Origin of the sequence: Burkholderia singularis, assembly GCF_001718875.1 — a bacterium.
Taxonomy (GTDB): domain Bacteria; phylum Pseudomonadota; class Gammaproteobacteria; order Burkholderiales; family Burkholderiaceae; genus Burkholderia; species Burkholderia singularis.
Window position 1 is genome coordinate 1286177 of the sequence record NZ_CP013449.1, and the last position, 14982, is coordinate 1301158.

Genomic DNA, 14982 nt, shown 5'->3' on the forward strand with positions numbered 1-14982 from the left:
TCAGAACGCCGTTCCGATCTGGAACTGGAATTTCTGATACTGGTCGCCGGTATGCTTCTGCAGCGGGAAGCCCAAACTCAGCTTGAGCGGGCCGATCGGCGAAATCCACGCCAGGCCCACGCCGTAACCGTAGCGCAACCCGTTCGCCCCCGTGCTCGTGCCCCCCGGCGCATTGCCCCACACGTTACCGCCGTCCAGGAACGTGAACACCCGCAGCGTGCGGTCATAGCCCGTCCCCGGCAGCGGGAATGTCAGCTCGATATTGCCCACGATCATCTTCGAGCCGCCGATCGGGTCGTTCGTCTGCTTGTCGCGCGGACCCAGCGAACTCGGCTCATAGCCGCGCACCGAACCGATCCCCCCCGCGTAGTAATTCTTGAAGATCGGATACGCGTTGCCGATACCGTTACCGTAGCCCCCCTGGAAGTTCAGCCCCAGGATGAAGCCCCGCGCGAACGAATAGTAGTACTGCGCTTGAATGTCCGCCTTGTAATACTGGATCTTGCCCACCGGCACGCCGTATTCCACGTTCGCTTGCGTGAAGTACCCGCGGCTCGGAATCAGCGCGCTGTCGCGCGCATCGCGCGACCATCCGATCGTCAGCGGCACCGTGTTCGACACCCGCCCGAACTGCCGCACATAGTCCTTGTACGACTCCGGCGTGCTCGTGTCGTCCATGTTCACGTCCAGCCGGTTCTGCTCGAAGCCCGCGCCGAAATACACCGTATCCGTCTCCGAGAACGGAATCCCGAACTTCAGATTGCCCCCCGCCGTGATGATCCGGAAACTCGAATTCGTCGAGTAGTACAGCGGCTGGTACGTCCGGTAGAACACGTCCGTGATCCGCTTGATCCCGTCCACCGTGAAGTACGGGTCCACCTGCGTCACCGTCAGCGTCCGGTAGCTCCGGGCCGTGTTCACGTTCACCGCCAGGCTCGTCCCCGAGCCGAACACGTTGTCCTGCGACACCCCCGCCGACAGCACCACCTTGTCCGTCGACGAAAAACCCGCCCCCAGCGTGATCGCCCCCGTCGGCTTCTCCGCCACCTTCACGTTCACGTCAACCTGGTCGTTCGTGCCCTCCACCGGCACTGTCGTCACGTCCACATCCGTGAAGTACCCCAGCCGGTTCACCCGGTCCTTCGACAGCGCCAGCCGGCTCGAATCGAACCACGAACTCTCCAGCTGACGCATCTCCCGGCGCACCACCTCGTCCCGCGTGCGCGTGTTGCCCACAATGTTGATCCGCCGAACGTACACCCGCCGGCTCGGCTCCACCACCAGCGTCAGATTCACCTTGTGATTGCTCTGGTCGATCTCCGGCTGCGCATTCACCGTCGCGAACGCATAACCGTACTCCCCCAGCTTGTCCACGATCGCCTTCGTCGTCTGCTGCAGCTTCTCCGCCGAGAATCGATCCCCCGCCTTCACCTTCACCAGCTTCTTCAGCTCCGCTTCCCGATCCAGCAGATTGCCCGCCAGCTTCACTCCCGACACCGTGTACGGCTCGCCCTCGTGCAGCGTCACCGTCAGGTACATGTCCTTCTTGTCCGGCGAAATCGACACCTGTGTCGACTCAATGTTGAACTCCAGATACCCTCGGTTCAGGTAGTACGAGCGCACGTTCTCCAGATCGCCCGTGAGCTTCTCCTTCGAATACAGATCGTTCTTCGTGTACCACGAGAACCAGTTCGGCGTCGACAACTGCATCTCGTCACGCAGCGTGTTCGTGCTGAACGTCTTGTTCCCGATGAAGTTGATCTGACGAATCTTCGCGCTCGGACCTTCCGCCACCGAAAACAGAATCGACACCCGGTTCGCGTCCACCGGCGTCACCGTCGTCGTCACCTCCGCCGCGTAAAACCCTCGCGTCAAATACTGCCGCTTGAGCTCCTGCTCCGCCTTGTCCACCAACGCCTTGTCGTAGTACCGCCCCTGCGCCAGCCCCACCGCCTTCAGCGCCTTGTTCAAGTTGTCCTTGTCGAACTCCTTGATCCCCGTGAAATCGATCGACGCGATCGCCGGCCTCTCCTGAACCTGGACAATCACCACCCCGCCTTGCGTGGCCACCCGGACATCCGTGAAAAATCCCGTCGCGTACAGCGCTCGGATCGCCTCCGACGCCTTCTCGTCCGTGAACGTCTCGCCTTGCTTGAGCGGCAGGTACGCAAACACCGACCCCGCCTCCACGCGCTGCAATCCCTCTATCTTGATGTCCTGCACCACGAACGGTGCCGTCGCGTGAGCCGACATTCCCGGCGCCGCCAGCGCCGCCGCCGCTACCGCCTTCGCTACGAAGCCATGAGGTTTCAACAACATGCATCCCCAGTGTTTAAGCTTGCATCAGGTCAGGTGAACCATGCATACACCGCGATCGCAAAACCCATTGAATTAATTTAAATATTAATAATAAATTCCTTGCCTGAATTAATTAAAACCACAAAACATATTTTTAAATTCAAAAAAAGCGCGACCCGAAGGTCGCGCAAATGGAAGCTATGATTCCGACTCGTACCGAGGGACACGAGCCAGTTTCATACTAGTCAACGGTACGAAATTCGCCAATAGATTTCGACAATCCAGAATCTCGAATTACACGCTCATTGGCTATTGTAAAACCGGAAATTCAATAATAAATCATCTTCGTCAACTTTAATTTTCAGTCCGTTAAATAAATAAAATTAGTTGGAAAACGAAATGCGAAATCGAGATTCGCTGGCGTGGCCGCGCGCAGTAAACACCACCTAGCTCGTCAATGCACTTTGGTACGGCACGAACGTCAGCTTCCCCACGAAGAGTCGGCAGACCGGACCCGACGATTCCCGTAGGATGACTGATGAACAGTGGTGTTCCGCCAAACCGTCGCGCGTCGAACACGCGCACCGAGTTCGCGCTCACGCAGCACGCCCGCGTCATCGGTACCTTCATCCGCACCGGAACGCCGAACTTCGGTTCGCGCAACCGCACAACCATCATGCGGCAGGCGTCGAACGCTTAACGGATGCCGTGTTGTCCTGCATCGCCCGCTCGGCACCCAAGCGGCCGATGCCCGCCGCCACACTCGCGCGATGTCCGCGGTGTGCGGCGGCGTGCGTCAAAATCCATGCACCGTCGGCGGCAGCGCTCGACAATCGCCGGCAAGCCGGCGCGTGCTCGACACGCCGGCCATACTGCCCAGCGTTCAGCGCGCCGCCTGCGTCGCCTTTCTGAGCTTCGCGACGTCGGCCGCCTGCACGGCGGGCGCACCGTTGTTCCAACCAGCACGCATGAACGTCAGCACGTCGGTGACTTGCTGATCGGTCAGCACGTCCGCGAACTTTGGCATCGGATACGCGGCCGGTAGCCCGTCGATCACCAAATCCGCCGTGCCGTTCAACGTCACATTGATCAGCGAAGCCGGATTCGCCTCCAGCACATTCGGATTTCCAGCGAGCGGGGCAAGCAATGGCGCGAACGCATTGCCGTCGACGCCGTGGCAATGCATGCAATACGCGGCATACACCTTCGCGCCCGCATCGCTCGCTGGATGCGCGAGCAGAGCCTGCGTTGCCTGCGCATCGTACCGGTACGGCGGCGCGCCATTGCCACCCGCGGCCGGCAACGTTTTCAGGTAACGCGCGATTGCGCCCAGATCGTCGGGGGTCAACCATTGCGTGCTGTGGTTGACCACGTCCGTCATCGAGCCGAATGCGCTCGCGTGCCGGTTCGCACCCGTCTTCAGGAACTGCACGACTTCCGCATCGCTCCAACGGCCGAGCCCGGTATTGAATTCGCCCGTCAAATTCGACGCGAACCAGTTGTCGATCAGTGCGCCGGAGAGGAACGCCGGCCCCCGTTCGTCGAGCGCCTTCTCCTGAAGCGCGACACCGCGCGGGGTATGGCACGATCCGCAATGGCCAAGCCCCTGCACCAGATACGCACCGCGATTCCATGCCGCATCCTTGCCCGGCTTGTCCTGATAAATGGTCTTGTCGAGAAACACCGCATTCCAGATCTTCAGCGGCCAGCGCATATTGAGTGGCCACGGAATGTCCGATGCCCGATTAGCCTGCTGCACCGGTTCCACACCACGCATGAAATACGCATAGAGCGCCTTCACGTCGTCGTCGCGAAGTTTCGCATAAGCCGTATAGGGCATCGCCGGATACAGATTGTGTCCGTCCTTGGCCACGCCTTCGCGCAATGCGCGTGTGAAATCCGCTTCGGTGTAGCCGCCGATTCCCGTCTGAGAATCAGGCGTGATGTTGGTCGAATAGATCGCGCCCATTGGCGTCATCATCGGCAGGCCGCCCGCGAACGGCTTGCCGCGCGGCGCGGTGTGGCACGCAATGCAATCGCCCGCCTTCGCAAGATAGGCTCCGCGCGCGACGAGCGCATCGTCGGCCGGCGCGGCCGCCGCCGCGGCCGGCACGATCGCGCCCAGCGCGAGTGCGGCGAGCGCTTTCGCCGCGCCGGCCAGAACTTGAGTGGTACGAATCATCGGCATCCCCATCGTCAGGCGGTTTTGAGCTGATTGCCGACCGGCAGCTTGCGCAAGCGCTTACCAGTCGCTGCATGGATCGCATTCGCAACCGCGGCGCTCAGCGCCGCGGTTCCCGGCTCGCCAATCCCTCCAGGCGCTTCGGTGCTTTTGACGATATGCACGTCGATCCGTGGCGTCTGATCGATTCGCAGCATCCGGTAGTCGGTGAAATTCCCCTGTTCGACCCGGCCGTCCTTGATCGTGATCTCGCCATACAACACGCCCGTGATGCCGAAAACGACACCGCCCTGAATCTGCGCCTCGATCGTGTCCGGGTTCACGACCATCCCGCAATCGACCGCGCACACGACGCGCGTCACGCGCACGTCGCCATCTTCGACCACGACATCCGCGACCATCGACAGGAAGCTGCCGAACGCATGCATCACCGATACGCCGCGCCCTTGCCCCTTGGGCAGCGTCTCGCCCCAGCCGGCCGCCTTCGCGGCAACGTCGAGCACGTTGAGCGCGCGCGGACTCTTGCCGAGCAACGCGCGCCGGTAAGCAACCGGGTCTGTCTTGGCCTGCGCGGCGAGTTCGTCGATAAAGCTCTCGACGACGAACGTACCGCGCGTCGGCCCGACACCGCGCCAAAACGCTGTGGGCACGTGGCGCGGCTCCTGCCGGACGTAGTCGATCAATTGATTCGGCAAGTCATACGGCAAATCGGCGGCCACCTCGACCGCGTCCGGATCGACGCCATCCTTGAACGCGGGCGGCGCAAAGCGCGCGATGATCGACGAGCCGACGATCCGGTGCTGCCATGCGATCGGCTTGCCGTTCGCGTCGAGTCCCGCGGAAATCCGGTCGTAGTAATACGGCCTGTACATATCGTGCCGGATATCCTCTTCGCGAGTCCAAACGACCTTCACTGGTGCGTTCACCTGCTTGGCGATCTTGACGGCCTGCGAGACCATATCGATCTCGAGCCGGCGGCCAAAGCCGCCGCCGAGAAGATGGTTGTGCACCTTGATCTTGTCGGCCGGCAAGCCACTCACGTGCGCCGCCGCATCGCGCGCACGCGTCGGCACCTGCGTGCCCACCCACACGTCGCAGCCGTCCGGTCGGACGTGCACCGTGCAATTGACAGGCTCCATCGTCGCGTGCGCGAGAAACGGCTGCTCATAGACAGCCTCGACGCGCGTCTTTGCATCCTTGAACGCACGCTCGACATCGCCTTCCTTGCGCGCGACGGCCCCGTTGCCCCCGGCTGCGCGAGCGAGATCCGCCACGATGTCCTGCATCGATACGCGCGCTCCCGCTCCTTCGTTCCACTGAACATTCAGCGCGGCAGCGCCACGTTTGGCCGCCCAGGTATGGTCCGCGACCACCGCGACCGCATTGTCCGCAATGACGATCTGCCGCACGCCCGGCACTTTGCGCGCCGCGCTGTCATCCACATGCGCGAGCGTGCCGCCAAACACCGGACTGTTGACGATCACCGCATACAGCATGCCCGGCAGACGCACATCGAGACCGAACTGCGCGCTGCCGTCGACTTTCTCCGGAGAATCGAGCCGCTTGACCGGTTTGCCGATCAGTTTGAAGTCCTCGGATTTCTTCAAAACCACGTCTTTCGGCACCGGCAGCTTCGCCGCCGCATCCGCGAGCTGTCCATATGACGCGCGCCGCCCGCTCGCCGGATGCAGCACCTCGCCGTCCTGCGCGCGACACGAGGCGGGGTCGACCTTCCATTGCTGCGCAGCGGCCGCCACGAGCAACGTGCGCGCAGTCGCGCCCGCACGACGCAACGGCTCCCAGGCGTAACGAACCGACGTCGAGCCGCCGGTGAGCTGGCCGCCGAGCAACGGATCGAGAAACAGCTTCTCGTTCGGCGGCGCGTGATCGAGTGTGACGCTCGACAGCGGCGCCTCCAACTCCTCGGCGATCAGCATCGGAAGCGACGTGTATACGCCCTGCCCCATCTCGACTTTCGGCATCACGAGCGTGATCTTGCCGGCGCGATCGATCTGCACGAATGCATTCGGCGCAAACACGCCCGGCTGCGCCGGCTCGGCGGCATCACCACCGATCACTGAGCGCCGCGCATCGCCGCCCGCCGCCGGCATGCTGAAACCGAGCAGCAGGCCGCCTCCCGCTGCTGCACCAAGCGTGATGCCGAATTTCAGGAACGTGCGGCGCGACACGCCTTCGCCCGCTGCCGATACGGCATCAGCGTGGCCCGCTTCGATCAGTCCGCGCGACATGTCAGGCCTCCTTGGCGGCATGCTTGATCGCCGCGCGAATCCGGTTATAGGTGCCGCAGCGGCAGATGTTGCCCGCCATCGCCGCATCGATGTCGGCGTCGCCCGGATGCGGGTTCGACGCGATCAGCGCGGCCGCCGCCATCACCTGGCCGGACTGGCAATACCCGCATTGCACGACGTCGAGTTCGCGCCATGCCTGCTGGATCTTCTGTCCGGCAGGCGTCGCGCCGACCGCCTCGATCGTCGTGATCTTCTTGTCGCCGACCGCCGCGACCGGCAGCACGCAAGAACGCACCGCAACGCCGTCGAGATGCACGGTGCACGCACCGCACTGCGCAATACCGCAACCGAACTTCGTGCCGGTCAAGCCGACTAGATCGCGCAGCACCCAAAGCAGTGGCATATCGGCGGGGGCGTCGACCGTTTGAGTCGTGCCGTTGATGTTCAAACTGATCATGCTCTCTCCAGGAATGACCGGCTAGGTATGGTGGGCTACCGGACGGGCTATCGTCGGGTGCGGATGCAGGCGAATCGCGTATGCGCACGGCCGCGCAACGCCCGGCCGCCATGCGGAATCGATGCGCGAACCACGGCAATGCAATCCACGCGCCGCAACGGACACGGCCTGCACCGCATCCACCGTTCTCGTTCTCGTTCTTATACCAACGATTTATTGCTGAACCGCATCGACCGCCGTCAGCACCTTCACGACGGGCGGCTGCGCAAACCACTCGGCCGCGTTCGCGCGATACGCGTTGTAATGGGCGCTCGCGCGATGCGCGTCCAGCGCGGCCTCGTCGACATACGCCTCGAACAGATGAAAGCCCGGCGCGCCGTCGGTCTGGCGAAACAAGTCGTAGCGGAGATTGCCCGGCTCCGCGCGAGTCGCCGCGACAAGCTGGCGCAAATGCGCATCGACAGCATCGGCATGCTCAGGCTTCGGAATCACGCTGGCAAACACATAGATAGTCATACTCGTTCCTTTTTTGAATTCGGACTGCAATTCGATTCTCGCGCTGCCGTGCGCGTCAAAGCAGCTTGAACGCCAATGCCGAAAGCGCCTCGCGCAATCGGTCCCGGCCGCTCAGCGCGCCGGCCGAACCGATGCGCGCAACGGCCGCCTCGCGCCACGAACCCGCATTGCCGCCTCGCTCCTGCAGATACTCGGACACACGCTTGTCATACGCATCGATCGATTCGTGTTCGGCCGACGCATTGTACTGTTCGCGATGCAGCACGGCCGCCTGTGGCAAACGCGGCTTCACCGCCGGCAAATGGTCTGGATCGGGAAATCCCACGCACATGCCAAACAGCACGACGCTCTGCGCGGGCAGCGCAAGCTCGCGTGCGACGGCTTCCGGATGATTGCGCATCCCGCCGATATAAACCAGCCCGAGACCGAACGACTCGAACGCCGCCGCGGCGTTTTGCGCGGCGAGCGCGGTGTCGACGGCACCCACCACGAAGGTTTCCAAATAATCGAGGCCATCCGTCGGCTGACGCTGTGATTCGCCCGCGCGCCGCAAGCGCGACAAGTCGAGCACCCACGCGAGATACAACGGGGCTGTCTCGATATGCCGCTGGTTGCCGGCCAGCGCCGCAAGCCGCGCCTTGCGCGCCCGATCCGTAATCGCAATCACGCTCCAAGCCTGCAGATTCGACGACGTCGATGCCGATTGCGCCGCCGCGATCGCGGCGGCCAGCATCGATTCCGGTACGGCGTCGGGCAAATACGCACGGACCGACCGATGATTCAGCAAATTGCGCACGACTTCGTTCGACGCCACGTGCCCGCTGTCGGCGGCGCTTTCCCGGTAACGCGCATGCCACAACGGGCCAACCGACGTGTCATTGTTCGCCTGCATGTATTCCATCCCGATTCGATTTCAATTGATCGAGCAACGCATGTGCGACGAGCTCGGACGACGCCGGATTCTGACCGGTGATCAACAAGCCGTCCGTCACCGCATAGGGCTGCCAATCGTCGGCCCGCGAATAGCGGCCGCCGTTCGCCTTCAGCATGTCTTCGACCAGGAACGGCACAACGCCGGTCAAACCCACCGCCTGCTCTTCGGTGTTCGTGAAGCCGGTCACCTTCTTGCCGCTGACGAGCGGGCCGCCGTCGGCCGCCTTCGTATGACGGAATACCGCCGGCGCATGGCAGACCGCGGCCACCGGCTTGCCCGCGGCGATCGCGCGCTCGATCAGCGCAATCGAATGCGCGTTCTCGGCCAGATCCCAGAGCGGGCCGTGCCCGCCTGGATAAAACAATGCGTCGTAGTCGTCGGCCGACACGTCGGACAGCTTGAGCGTGGCTGCCAGCGCGGCCTTGGCGTGCGCGTCGGCGTCGAAGCGGCGCGTCGCATCTGTCTGAAACGCGGCGTCATTGCTCTTCGGATCGAGCGGCGGCTGCCCGCCATTGACCGACGCGAGCGTCAATTCGACGCCCGCATCCTTTAGCGCGTAATAAGGCGCGGCCAGCTCTTCAAGCCAAAAGCCGGTCTTTTCCCCGGTGTCGCCAAGCTGATCGTGAGAGGTTAGAACCACTAAAACTTTCATGATGAATTCCCTGAAATGACGATTCGGCATCCGCCGCGGCCGACTCGACGCGCGGCGGGCACGACAGGTCGGATCAAAGCGCGTCGGGCCCCACGCGCACGATCAGCTTGCCGAAATTCTTCCCCTCGAGCAGCCCGATGAAAGCCTGCGGCGCCTGCTCGAGTCCGTCGACGACATCCTCTCGCACCTTCACATTGCCCTGCGCGACCCATTCGCCCATTTCCTTCAGGAATGCCGCATATCCTTCGGCATAGTGATCGGAGATGATGAAACCCTGCATCTTGATGCGCTTCGTCAACAGGCTTCCCACCAGCTTCGGCAGACGATTCGGCCCCGGCGGCAACTCACTGTCGTTGTAATGCGCGATCATGCCGCACACCGGCACGCGCGCGCCGACGTTGAGCAGCGGCAGTACCGCATCGAATACCGGACCGCCAACGTTCTCGAAATACACGTCGATCCCCTTCGGGCACGCCTGGGCAAGTTTGTGCGCGAAATCGGAATCTCGGTGATCGACGCACGCGTCAAAGCCAAGCGTGTCCGTCACGTAGCGGCACTTGTCCGTGCCGCCCGCCACGCCGACGACGCGACAACCCTTCAACTTCGCGATCTGTCCGACGACGGAGCCGACCGCGCCGCTCGCCGCCGCGACGACGACCGTTTCCCCCGCCTTCGGCTCGCCGATTTTCAGCAGTCCCCAATAGGCGGTGAAGCCGGGCATGCCGAGCACGCTGAGCGCATACGACGGATGCGCGATCGAGCCAAGCGGCATCAGCCCCGAGCCGTCGGACAGCGCGAAATCCTGCCAACCGCTCGCCGAGAGCACGAAATCTCCTTCGCGAAAGGCCGGCAGCGTCGACGACACGATCCGGCCCACCGTTCCGCCGACCATCGGTTCACCGAGTTCGGCGGGCGCCGCATACGACGGCGCATCATTCATCCGGCCGCGCATATACGGATCGAGCGACAGCCAGACCGTGCGTATCAGCACCTGCCCTTGCGCCGGCGTCGGCACCGGCGCCGTCTCGAGGCGGAAGTTCTCCAGAGAGGGCGCGCCGTGCGGACGCGAGTTCAAAATGATCCTGCGATTCGTGGTTTGGCTCTGCGACATAAGTCCCTCCGTCGGTATCGATGTCATGAATGAAGGTTCGTCCGGAATCAAAGACTTGCTTCGAGCACGCGGCGGCTCACGTCAAGCGTCACGTCCTTGTGTTCGCCAAGCTGCGTCATGCCGTGCGCGTCCAGTTGCGCGATCAGGCCGTCGATCGCGTCTGCGCCGATGCCGTAGTCGGCAAGGCGCGTCTTCACGTCGAGGCTCTCGAAAAATGCGCGCGTGCGGCGAATTGCTTCGTCGATGCGCGCCTCTTCCGGGCCGTCCGTGATTTGCCATACGCGCTCGGCGTATTGAAGCAGCTTGCCGCGCTTGCTGGCGCGCCGGACCTGCAGCATCGACGGCAGAACGATCGCAAGCGTGCGGGCATGATCGATCCCGTAGCGCGCGGTCAGTTCGTGGCCAACCATATGCGTGGCCCAGTCCTGCGGCACGCCGGCGCCGATCAGGCCGTTGAGCGCGAGCGTCGCGACCCACATCAGGTTCGCGCGAATCACATAGTCGTGCGGCCTGTCGAGCGCTTTCGGGCCGATTTCGATCAGCGTTTGCAGCAGACCTTCGGCAAAGCGATCCTGCACGAAACCCTGTGCAGGATACGTCAGATACTGTTCGACGATATGCGTGAATGCATCGACGACGCCGTTCGCAATCTGCCGCGGCGGCAGCGTGTAAGTCTTGAGCGGATCGAGAATCGAGAATCGCGGAAACACAAGCGAATGACGAAACGCCAGCTTCGCTTGCGTCGCCTGGCGCGTGATGACCGCCGCATTGTTCATTTCCGAGCCTGTCGCGGGCAACGTGAGTACGCTGCCGAACGGCAGCGCCGCGGTGATGTTCGCGCCGCGCGCCTCGAGGATGTGCCAAGGCTCGCCGTCGAACAGCGCGGCGGCAGCGACGAACTTGGTGCCGTCGATCACCGATCCGCCACCGACCGCAAGCAGGAAATCGATCTTCTCGCGTCGAACCAACTCAACCGCTTTCATCAAGGTCTCGTAGGTCGGATTCGGCTCGATTCCGCCGAACTCGTGCACGTCACGCGCACCGAGTGCCGCTCTGACTTCGTCGAGCGTTCCGGTCTTGCGCGCACTCTCGCCGCCGTACAACACCAGCACGCGCGCCGCCGCAGGCACCAGGTCGCTCAGGCGCTCGATCGTCTTTTCGCCGAAAACGATTCGCGTCGGGTTATAAAAATCAAAATGATGCATTTTTACCTCATCAATAGTAGACCAGTCGTCTAGATCACCAGTCAAAAGAAGGCGCGTCCAAGCGCGCCTTTTCCTTTTCCACCGTCAGATCCAGATCGACCTTCATGCCGATTCGCGAAACGACGCCGGCAGATTCAACATTAACAATGTCTGCGCCATCGCTATTTCGAGCGATTTGCGATCGCGGTGCACCTTTTCGAGCAGCGTCGCGCCCAGCCACAATTCATAGAGCGCCGCGGCCGTCCGATACGGATCGTCGATACCCGTGAGCGAGCCGTCCTCGAGCCCGATTCGCACGCCATGCGCCAAGCGCTCAATGATTTGCGACGTGCCGCGCTTCAACACGGCGCGCATCGCCTCGGATAAATCCGACACCTCCGCCCCCAGTTTCACAGCCAGGCATTTGCCCTGCGGATCGTCGGTGCATTGCGCGTGCAGCCAACTGCTCCAGTAGCCCATCAAGCGCTCGGCGCCCGTGCCCGGCTGGCGGAACAGCACATGGTCGAGGTGCTCGGCATAACCTTCGAAATAGGATTCGAGCAACGCCTCGCCGAACGCTTCCTTCGATCCGAAGTAATGATAAAACGATCCCTTCGGGATGCCCGCCGCAGCGAGAATCTCGTTCAATCCGACCGCCGAAAAACCCTTGTGGAGCATGATCGGCTTCGCGACGTTCAGGATGTGTTGGCGAACTTCCGCGCCCGAAGATGAGTTCATGGGTCCGGATGTTAACAGTAATTAGACCAGTCGTCTAGAGATCCGGCGCGTATGGCGGGCACTAGACGGCGGCGGTGGCAAAGCAGTCGCGCAGCCATGAAGCGAAGGCCCGCACACGCGAAGACAGTTGACGATTTTGCGCATAAAGCACCGTGACGGGCATCGGCGGCGGCGGGTAGTCGCTCAGCAGAATCTTCAGCTTGCCCGCCGCCAGTTCGCCGGCGATCCGGTAGCGCGGCACCTGCACGATTCCCAGCCCCGCGACGGCCGCACCGGTGTACAGGTCAGCGCCGGTCACGGCGATCGACGCATCGAGCTGGATCGCGTTCACGCTCGCGCCGACGGTAAATTCAAGCGGCATCGGCTTGCCCGTCGCGCTCGACACGTAATCGACCGCGCGATGCGCGGATAGCGCCGCGAGATCGATCGGCTCGCCATATTTCGCCAGATAGATGGGGCTCGCCACGGTCACCTGCTCGAGTTGCGCCACCCGTCGTCCGACCATCGACGAATCCTGCAGATTCCCCGAGCGCAATACGCAATCGACGCCTTCACGCACGAGATCGACCAGCCGGTCGTCCTCGCCGATGTGCAGCCGGATCTGCGGAAAACGCGCAAGGAAATCGGGCAACGCCGGCACGACGAAATGACGCGCGAGCGTGCCTTGCAGATTCACGCGCAACAGCCCCTTCGGCGTGGCGTTCCGAAACGCGCCTTCGGCCTCCTCCAGATCGGCGATCAGCCTGACGCAACGCTGATAGTACGCGTCGCCATCGGGCGTCAGGCGCACGGTACGCGTGGTCCGCTCGAGCAGGCGCGCGCCCAGCCGCTGTTCCAGCCGCTTCATCAGATTGGTGACGGTGGCGCGCGGGATCTGCAAGTCATCCGACGCGCGGCTGAAACTCTGCCGCTGCGCGATCCGCACGAAAACCTGCATTTCCTGAAACCGGTCCATCGCGTCGATTCCGGGTCAATTGTTAATGTAAATGGAATGATTATATCCATATGGCGCCGATTATCCATCCCAAGAAATGCCCGATGATTCCGCTCACCGATTACTCCTCTGAGGACATTCATCATGAACAAGGTCAGGAACGCTCAAGTCGCTGTCGTCACCGGTGCGTCGCGCGGCATCGGCGCTGCCATCGCACGGCGCCTCGCGGCTGACGGCTTCGCCATCGCCGTCAACTACGCGGCGAACGCGCAGCAAGCGCAGGCGCTCGTCGCCGAACTGAAGGAGGCCGGCTCGCACGCGCTTGCCGTGCAAGCCGATATCGGCCAAGCCGACGATGTGCGCCGCATGTTCGACGCTGTCGAACAGCAGTTGGGCAAGCTCGACGTGCTCGTGAACAACGCGGGCGTCCTCCACACCGCGCCGATCGCCGAATTCAGCGACGCTGCGTTCGAGCAGAGCTTCGCGATCAACGTGCGCGGCACGTTCAACACGCTGCGCGAAGCGGCCGCGCGTATCAACGACGGTGGCCGTATCGTCAACCTTTCGACCACCGTGCTTGCGCTCAACCTGCCCGGCTATGCGATCTACAACGCGACGAAAGCCTCCGTCGAAGCATTCACGCGCGTATTCGCGAAGGAGTTGCGCGGACGCGGCGTCACGGTGAACGCCGTCGCGCCCGGACCCGTCGCGACACCGTTGTTTTTCGACGGGAAATCGGCCGAGTTGATCGAGCACTACGCGAAGATGCCGCCACTGGAACGCCTCGGCGAACCGGATGACATCGCGGCCGTCGTGTCGTTCCTCTGCGGCCCGGACGGCGGATGGGTGAACGCACAGGTGCTGCGCGCGAACGGCGGCATTGCATGAACGGCCGGCGCGGCGGCATCGATACGCCGCCGCGCCGCGTCATTCCCGACTCAATCGATTTCGCGATAACGGCAAATCGCATCGGCTAAAAGCTTAACCAGCCATTCGATCGATCCAATCGCTCGGCATATCGGCAACACGGCTCGATCTACCCGGCCGGAATCGCGAATCGATCACTTTCCCGATACGGGCCGAATAGCCGCATTCAGAATAAGCTTTCCATCCAGGTGCATTTCCGCTATACGCGCGATTACGCGGATCACTTCATTCCGTAGCGACAAAAATGAATATCGGGAAAAATATATGCACTATAAATTCATAATAAACTTACACATTCCTGTCAGAAATTTCGCATTATCATTAATCCCGTGAGATCGACATTTCCTTCAGCCGCGCACGGTATTGCCCGACAGCGGCAAGAATACTGAGAGGCCCTGATGCGATTACCTGCCCGCCCCAAATGGGGAACGGTCCTTGCCGGCAGAAAATCCGCCCTGCATTCCGAGCGGCTGCGAGCGGACGAATCGTCTTTCTGCAAACCGAGTTCTAATTCGAGTTTCCGGAATTTGAGAAATTCGATTCGGCAACATCAAAACGATCAATCGAGCCAATTTGGGGCGGCTGGCGATTTTTGCGCCGGCATGCTGCTGTTCTTTCTGCTTGCGGGCGTTTATGCGTGGTATAGAACAGGTTGGGCATTGTCCGAAATCATGCTCGCGCAATAAGCCGCGATACGGCAAAACCGGCGCACAGGCCGATATCCGACGATCATGATCGTCACCGCCGCGCAAATGAACGCAACAAGCTACGCAACAGCACACGGGCGCGATAGCGCGTCA

Annotated in this window: 13 protein-coding genes; 2 read left to right on the plus strand and 11 right to left on the minus strand. The window is 62.2% G+C overall.

The features are described from left to right. From bamA to AQ611_RS21150, 11 genes are all read right to left on the minus strand, one after another. Positions 1–2319 carry an outer membrane protein assembly factor BamA gene (gene bamA, locus AQ611_RS21100; RefSeq protein ID WP_069235943.1) on the minus strand — a complete coding sequence of 773 codons (2319 nt, stop codon included), beginning with the start codon at positions 2317–2319 and terminating at the stop codon, positions 1–3. 862 nt (positions 2320–3181) lie between these two features. Further along, the gene (locus tag AQ611_RS21105; RefSeq protein ID WP_374755092.1) at positions 3182–4480 is read right to left on the minus strand and encodes a c-type cytochrome; all 1299 of its coding nucleotides are present in this window, start codon (positions 4478–4480) and stop codon (positions 3182–3184) included. A 14-nt stretch (positions 4481–4494) separates the two neighbouring features. Further along, positions 4495–6729 carry a xanthine dehydrogenase family protein molybdopterin-binding subunit gene (locus tag AQ611_RS21110; RefSeq protein ID WP_059519642.1) on the minus strand — a complete coding sequence of 745 codons (2235 nt, stop codon included), beginning with the start codon at positions 6727–6729 and terminating at the stop codon, positions 4495–4497. A 1-nt stretch (position 6730) separates the two neighbouring features. Continuing rightward, the gene (locus tag AQ611_RS21115) at positions 6731–7186 is read right to left on the minus strand and encodes a (2Fe-2S)-binding protein (protein ID WP_059519643.1); all 456 of its coding nucleotides are present in this window, start codon (positions 7184–7186) and stop codon (positions 6731–6733) included. Between the two features lie 213 nt (positions 7187–7399). Then, positions 7400–7702, minus strand: a complete 303-nt coding sequence (locus AQ611_RS21120; RefSeq protein WP_069235944.1) for a putative quinol monooxygenase — start codon at positions 7700–7702, stop codon at positions 7400–7402. 55 nt (positions 7703–7757) lie between these two features. After that, entirely contained in the window at positions 7758–8594 is an 837-nt protein-coding gene (locus AQ611_RS21125) for a nitroreductase family protein (RefSeq protein WP_102720200.1), read from the minus strand. After that, on the minus strand, positions 8578–9288 hold the full coding sequence (locus AQ611_RS21130) for a type 1 glutamine amidotransferase domain-containing protein (RefSeq protein WP_059519646.1): 711 nt from the start codon (positions 9286–9288) through the stop codon (positions 8578–8580). The genes AQ611_RS21125 and AQ611_RS21130 overlap by 17 nt, the downstream gene beginning before the upstream one ends. Positions 9289–9361: 73 nt before the next feature. Further along, the gene (locus AQ611_RS21135) at positions 9362–10399 is read right to left on the minus strand and encodes an NADP-dependent oxidoreductase (protein ID WP_059519647.1); all 1038 of its coding nucleotides are present in this window, start codon (positions 10397–10399) and stop codon (positions 9362–9364) included. Between the two features lie 47 nt (positions 10400–10446). After that, the gene (locus AQ611_RS21140) at positions 10447–11604 is read right to left on the minus strand and encodes an iron-containing alcohol dehydrogenase (RefSeq protein WP_059519648.1); all 1158 of its coding nucleotides are present in this window, start codon (positions 11602–11604) and stop codon (positions 10447–10449) included. Between the two features lie 102 nt (positions 11605–11706). Then, the gene (locus AQ611_RS21145; protein ID WP_059519649.1) at positions 11707–12321 is read right to left on the minus strand and encodes a TetR/AcrR family transcriptional regulator; all 615 of its coding nucleotides are present in this window, start codon (positions 12319–12321) and stop codon (positions 11707–11709) included. A gap of 61 nt (positions 12322–12382) precedes the next feature. Further along, a complete protein-coding gene (locus AQ611_RS21150) occupies positions 12383–13276 on the minus strand; it encodes a LysR family transcriptional regulator (protein WP_059519650.1) in 894 nt (297 codons plus the stop codon). 123 nt (positions 13277–13399) lie between these two features. Here AQ611_RS21150 and AQ611_RS21155 point away from each other — a divergent pair, with 123 nt between their 5' ends. Then, positions 13400–14143 (plus strand): SDR family oxidoreductase, encoded by a 744-nt coding sequence (locus AQ611_RS21155; protein ID WP_069235946.1) that lies wholly within the window; start codon positions 13400–13402, stop codon positions 14141–14143. Positions 14144–14580: 437 nt separating this feature from the next. Further along, positions 14581–14868 (plus strand): hypothetical protein, encoded by a 288-nt coding sequence (locus AQ611_RS25860; protein ID WP_125910498.1) that lies wholly within the window; start codon positions 14581–14583, stop codon positions 14866–14868. Positions 14869–14982: the final 114 nt, after the last annotated feature.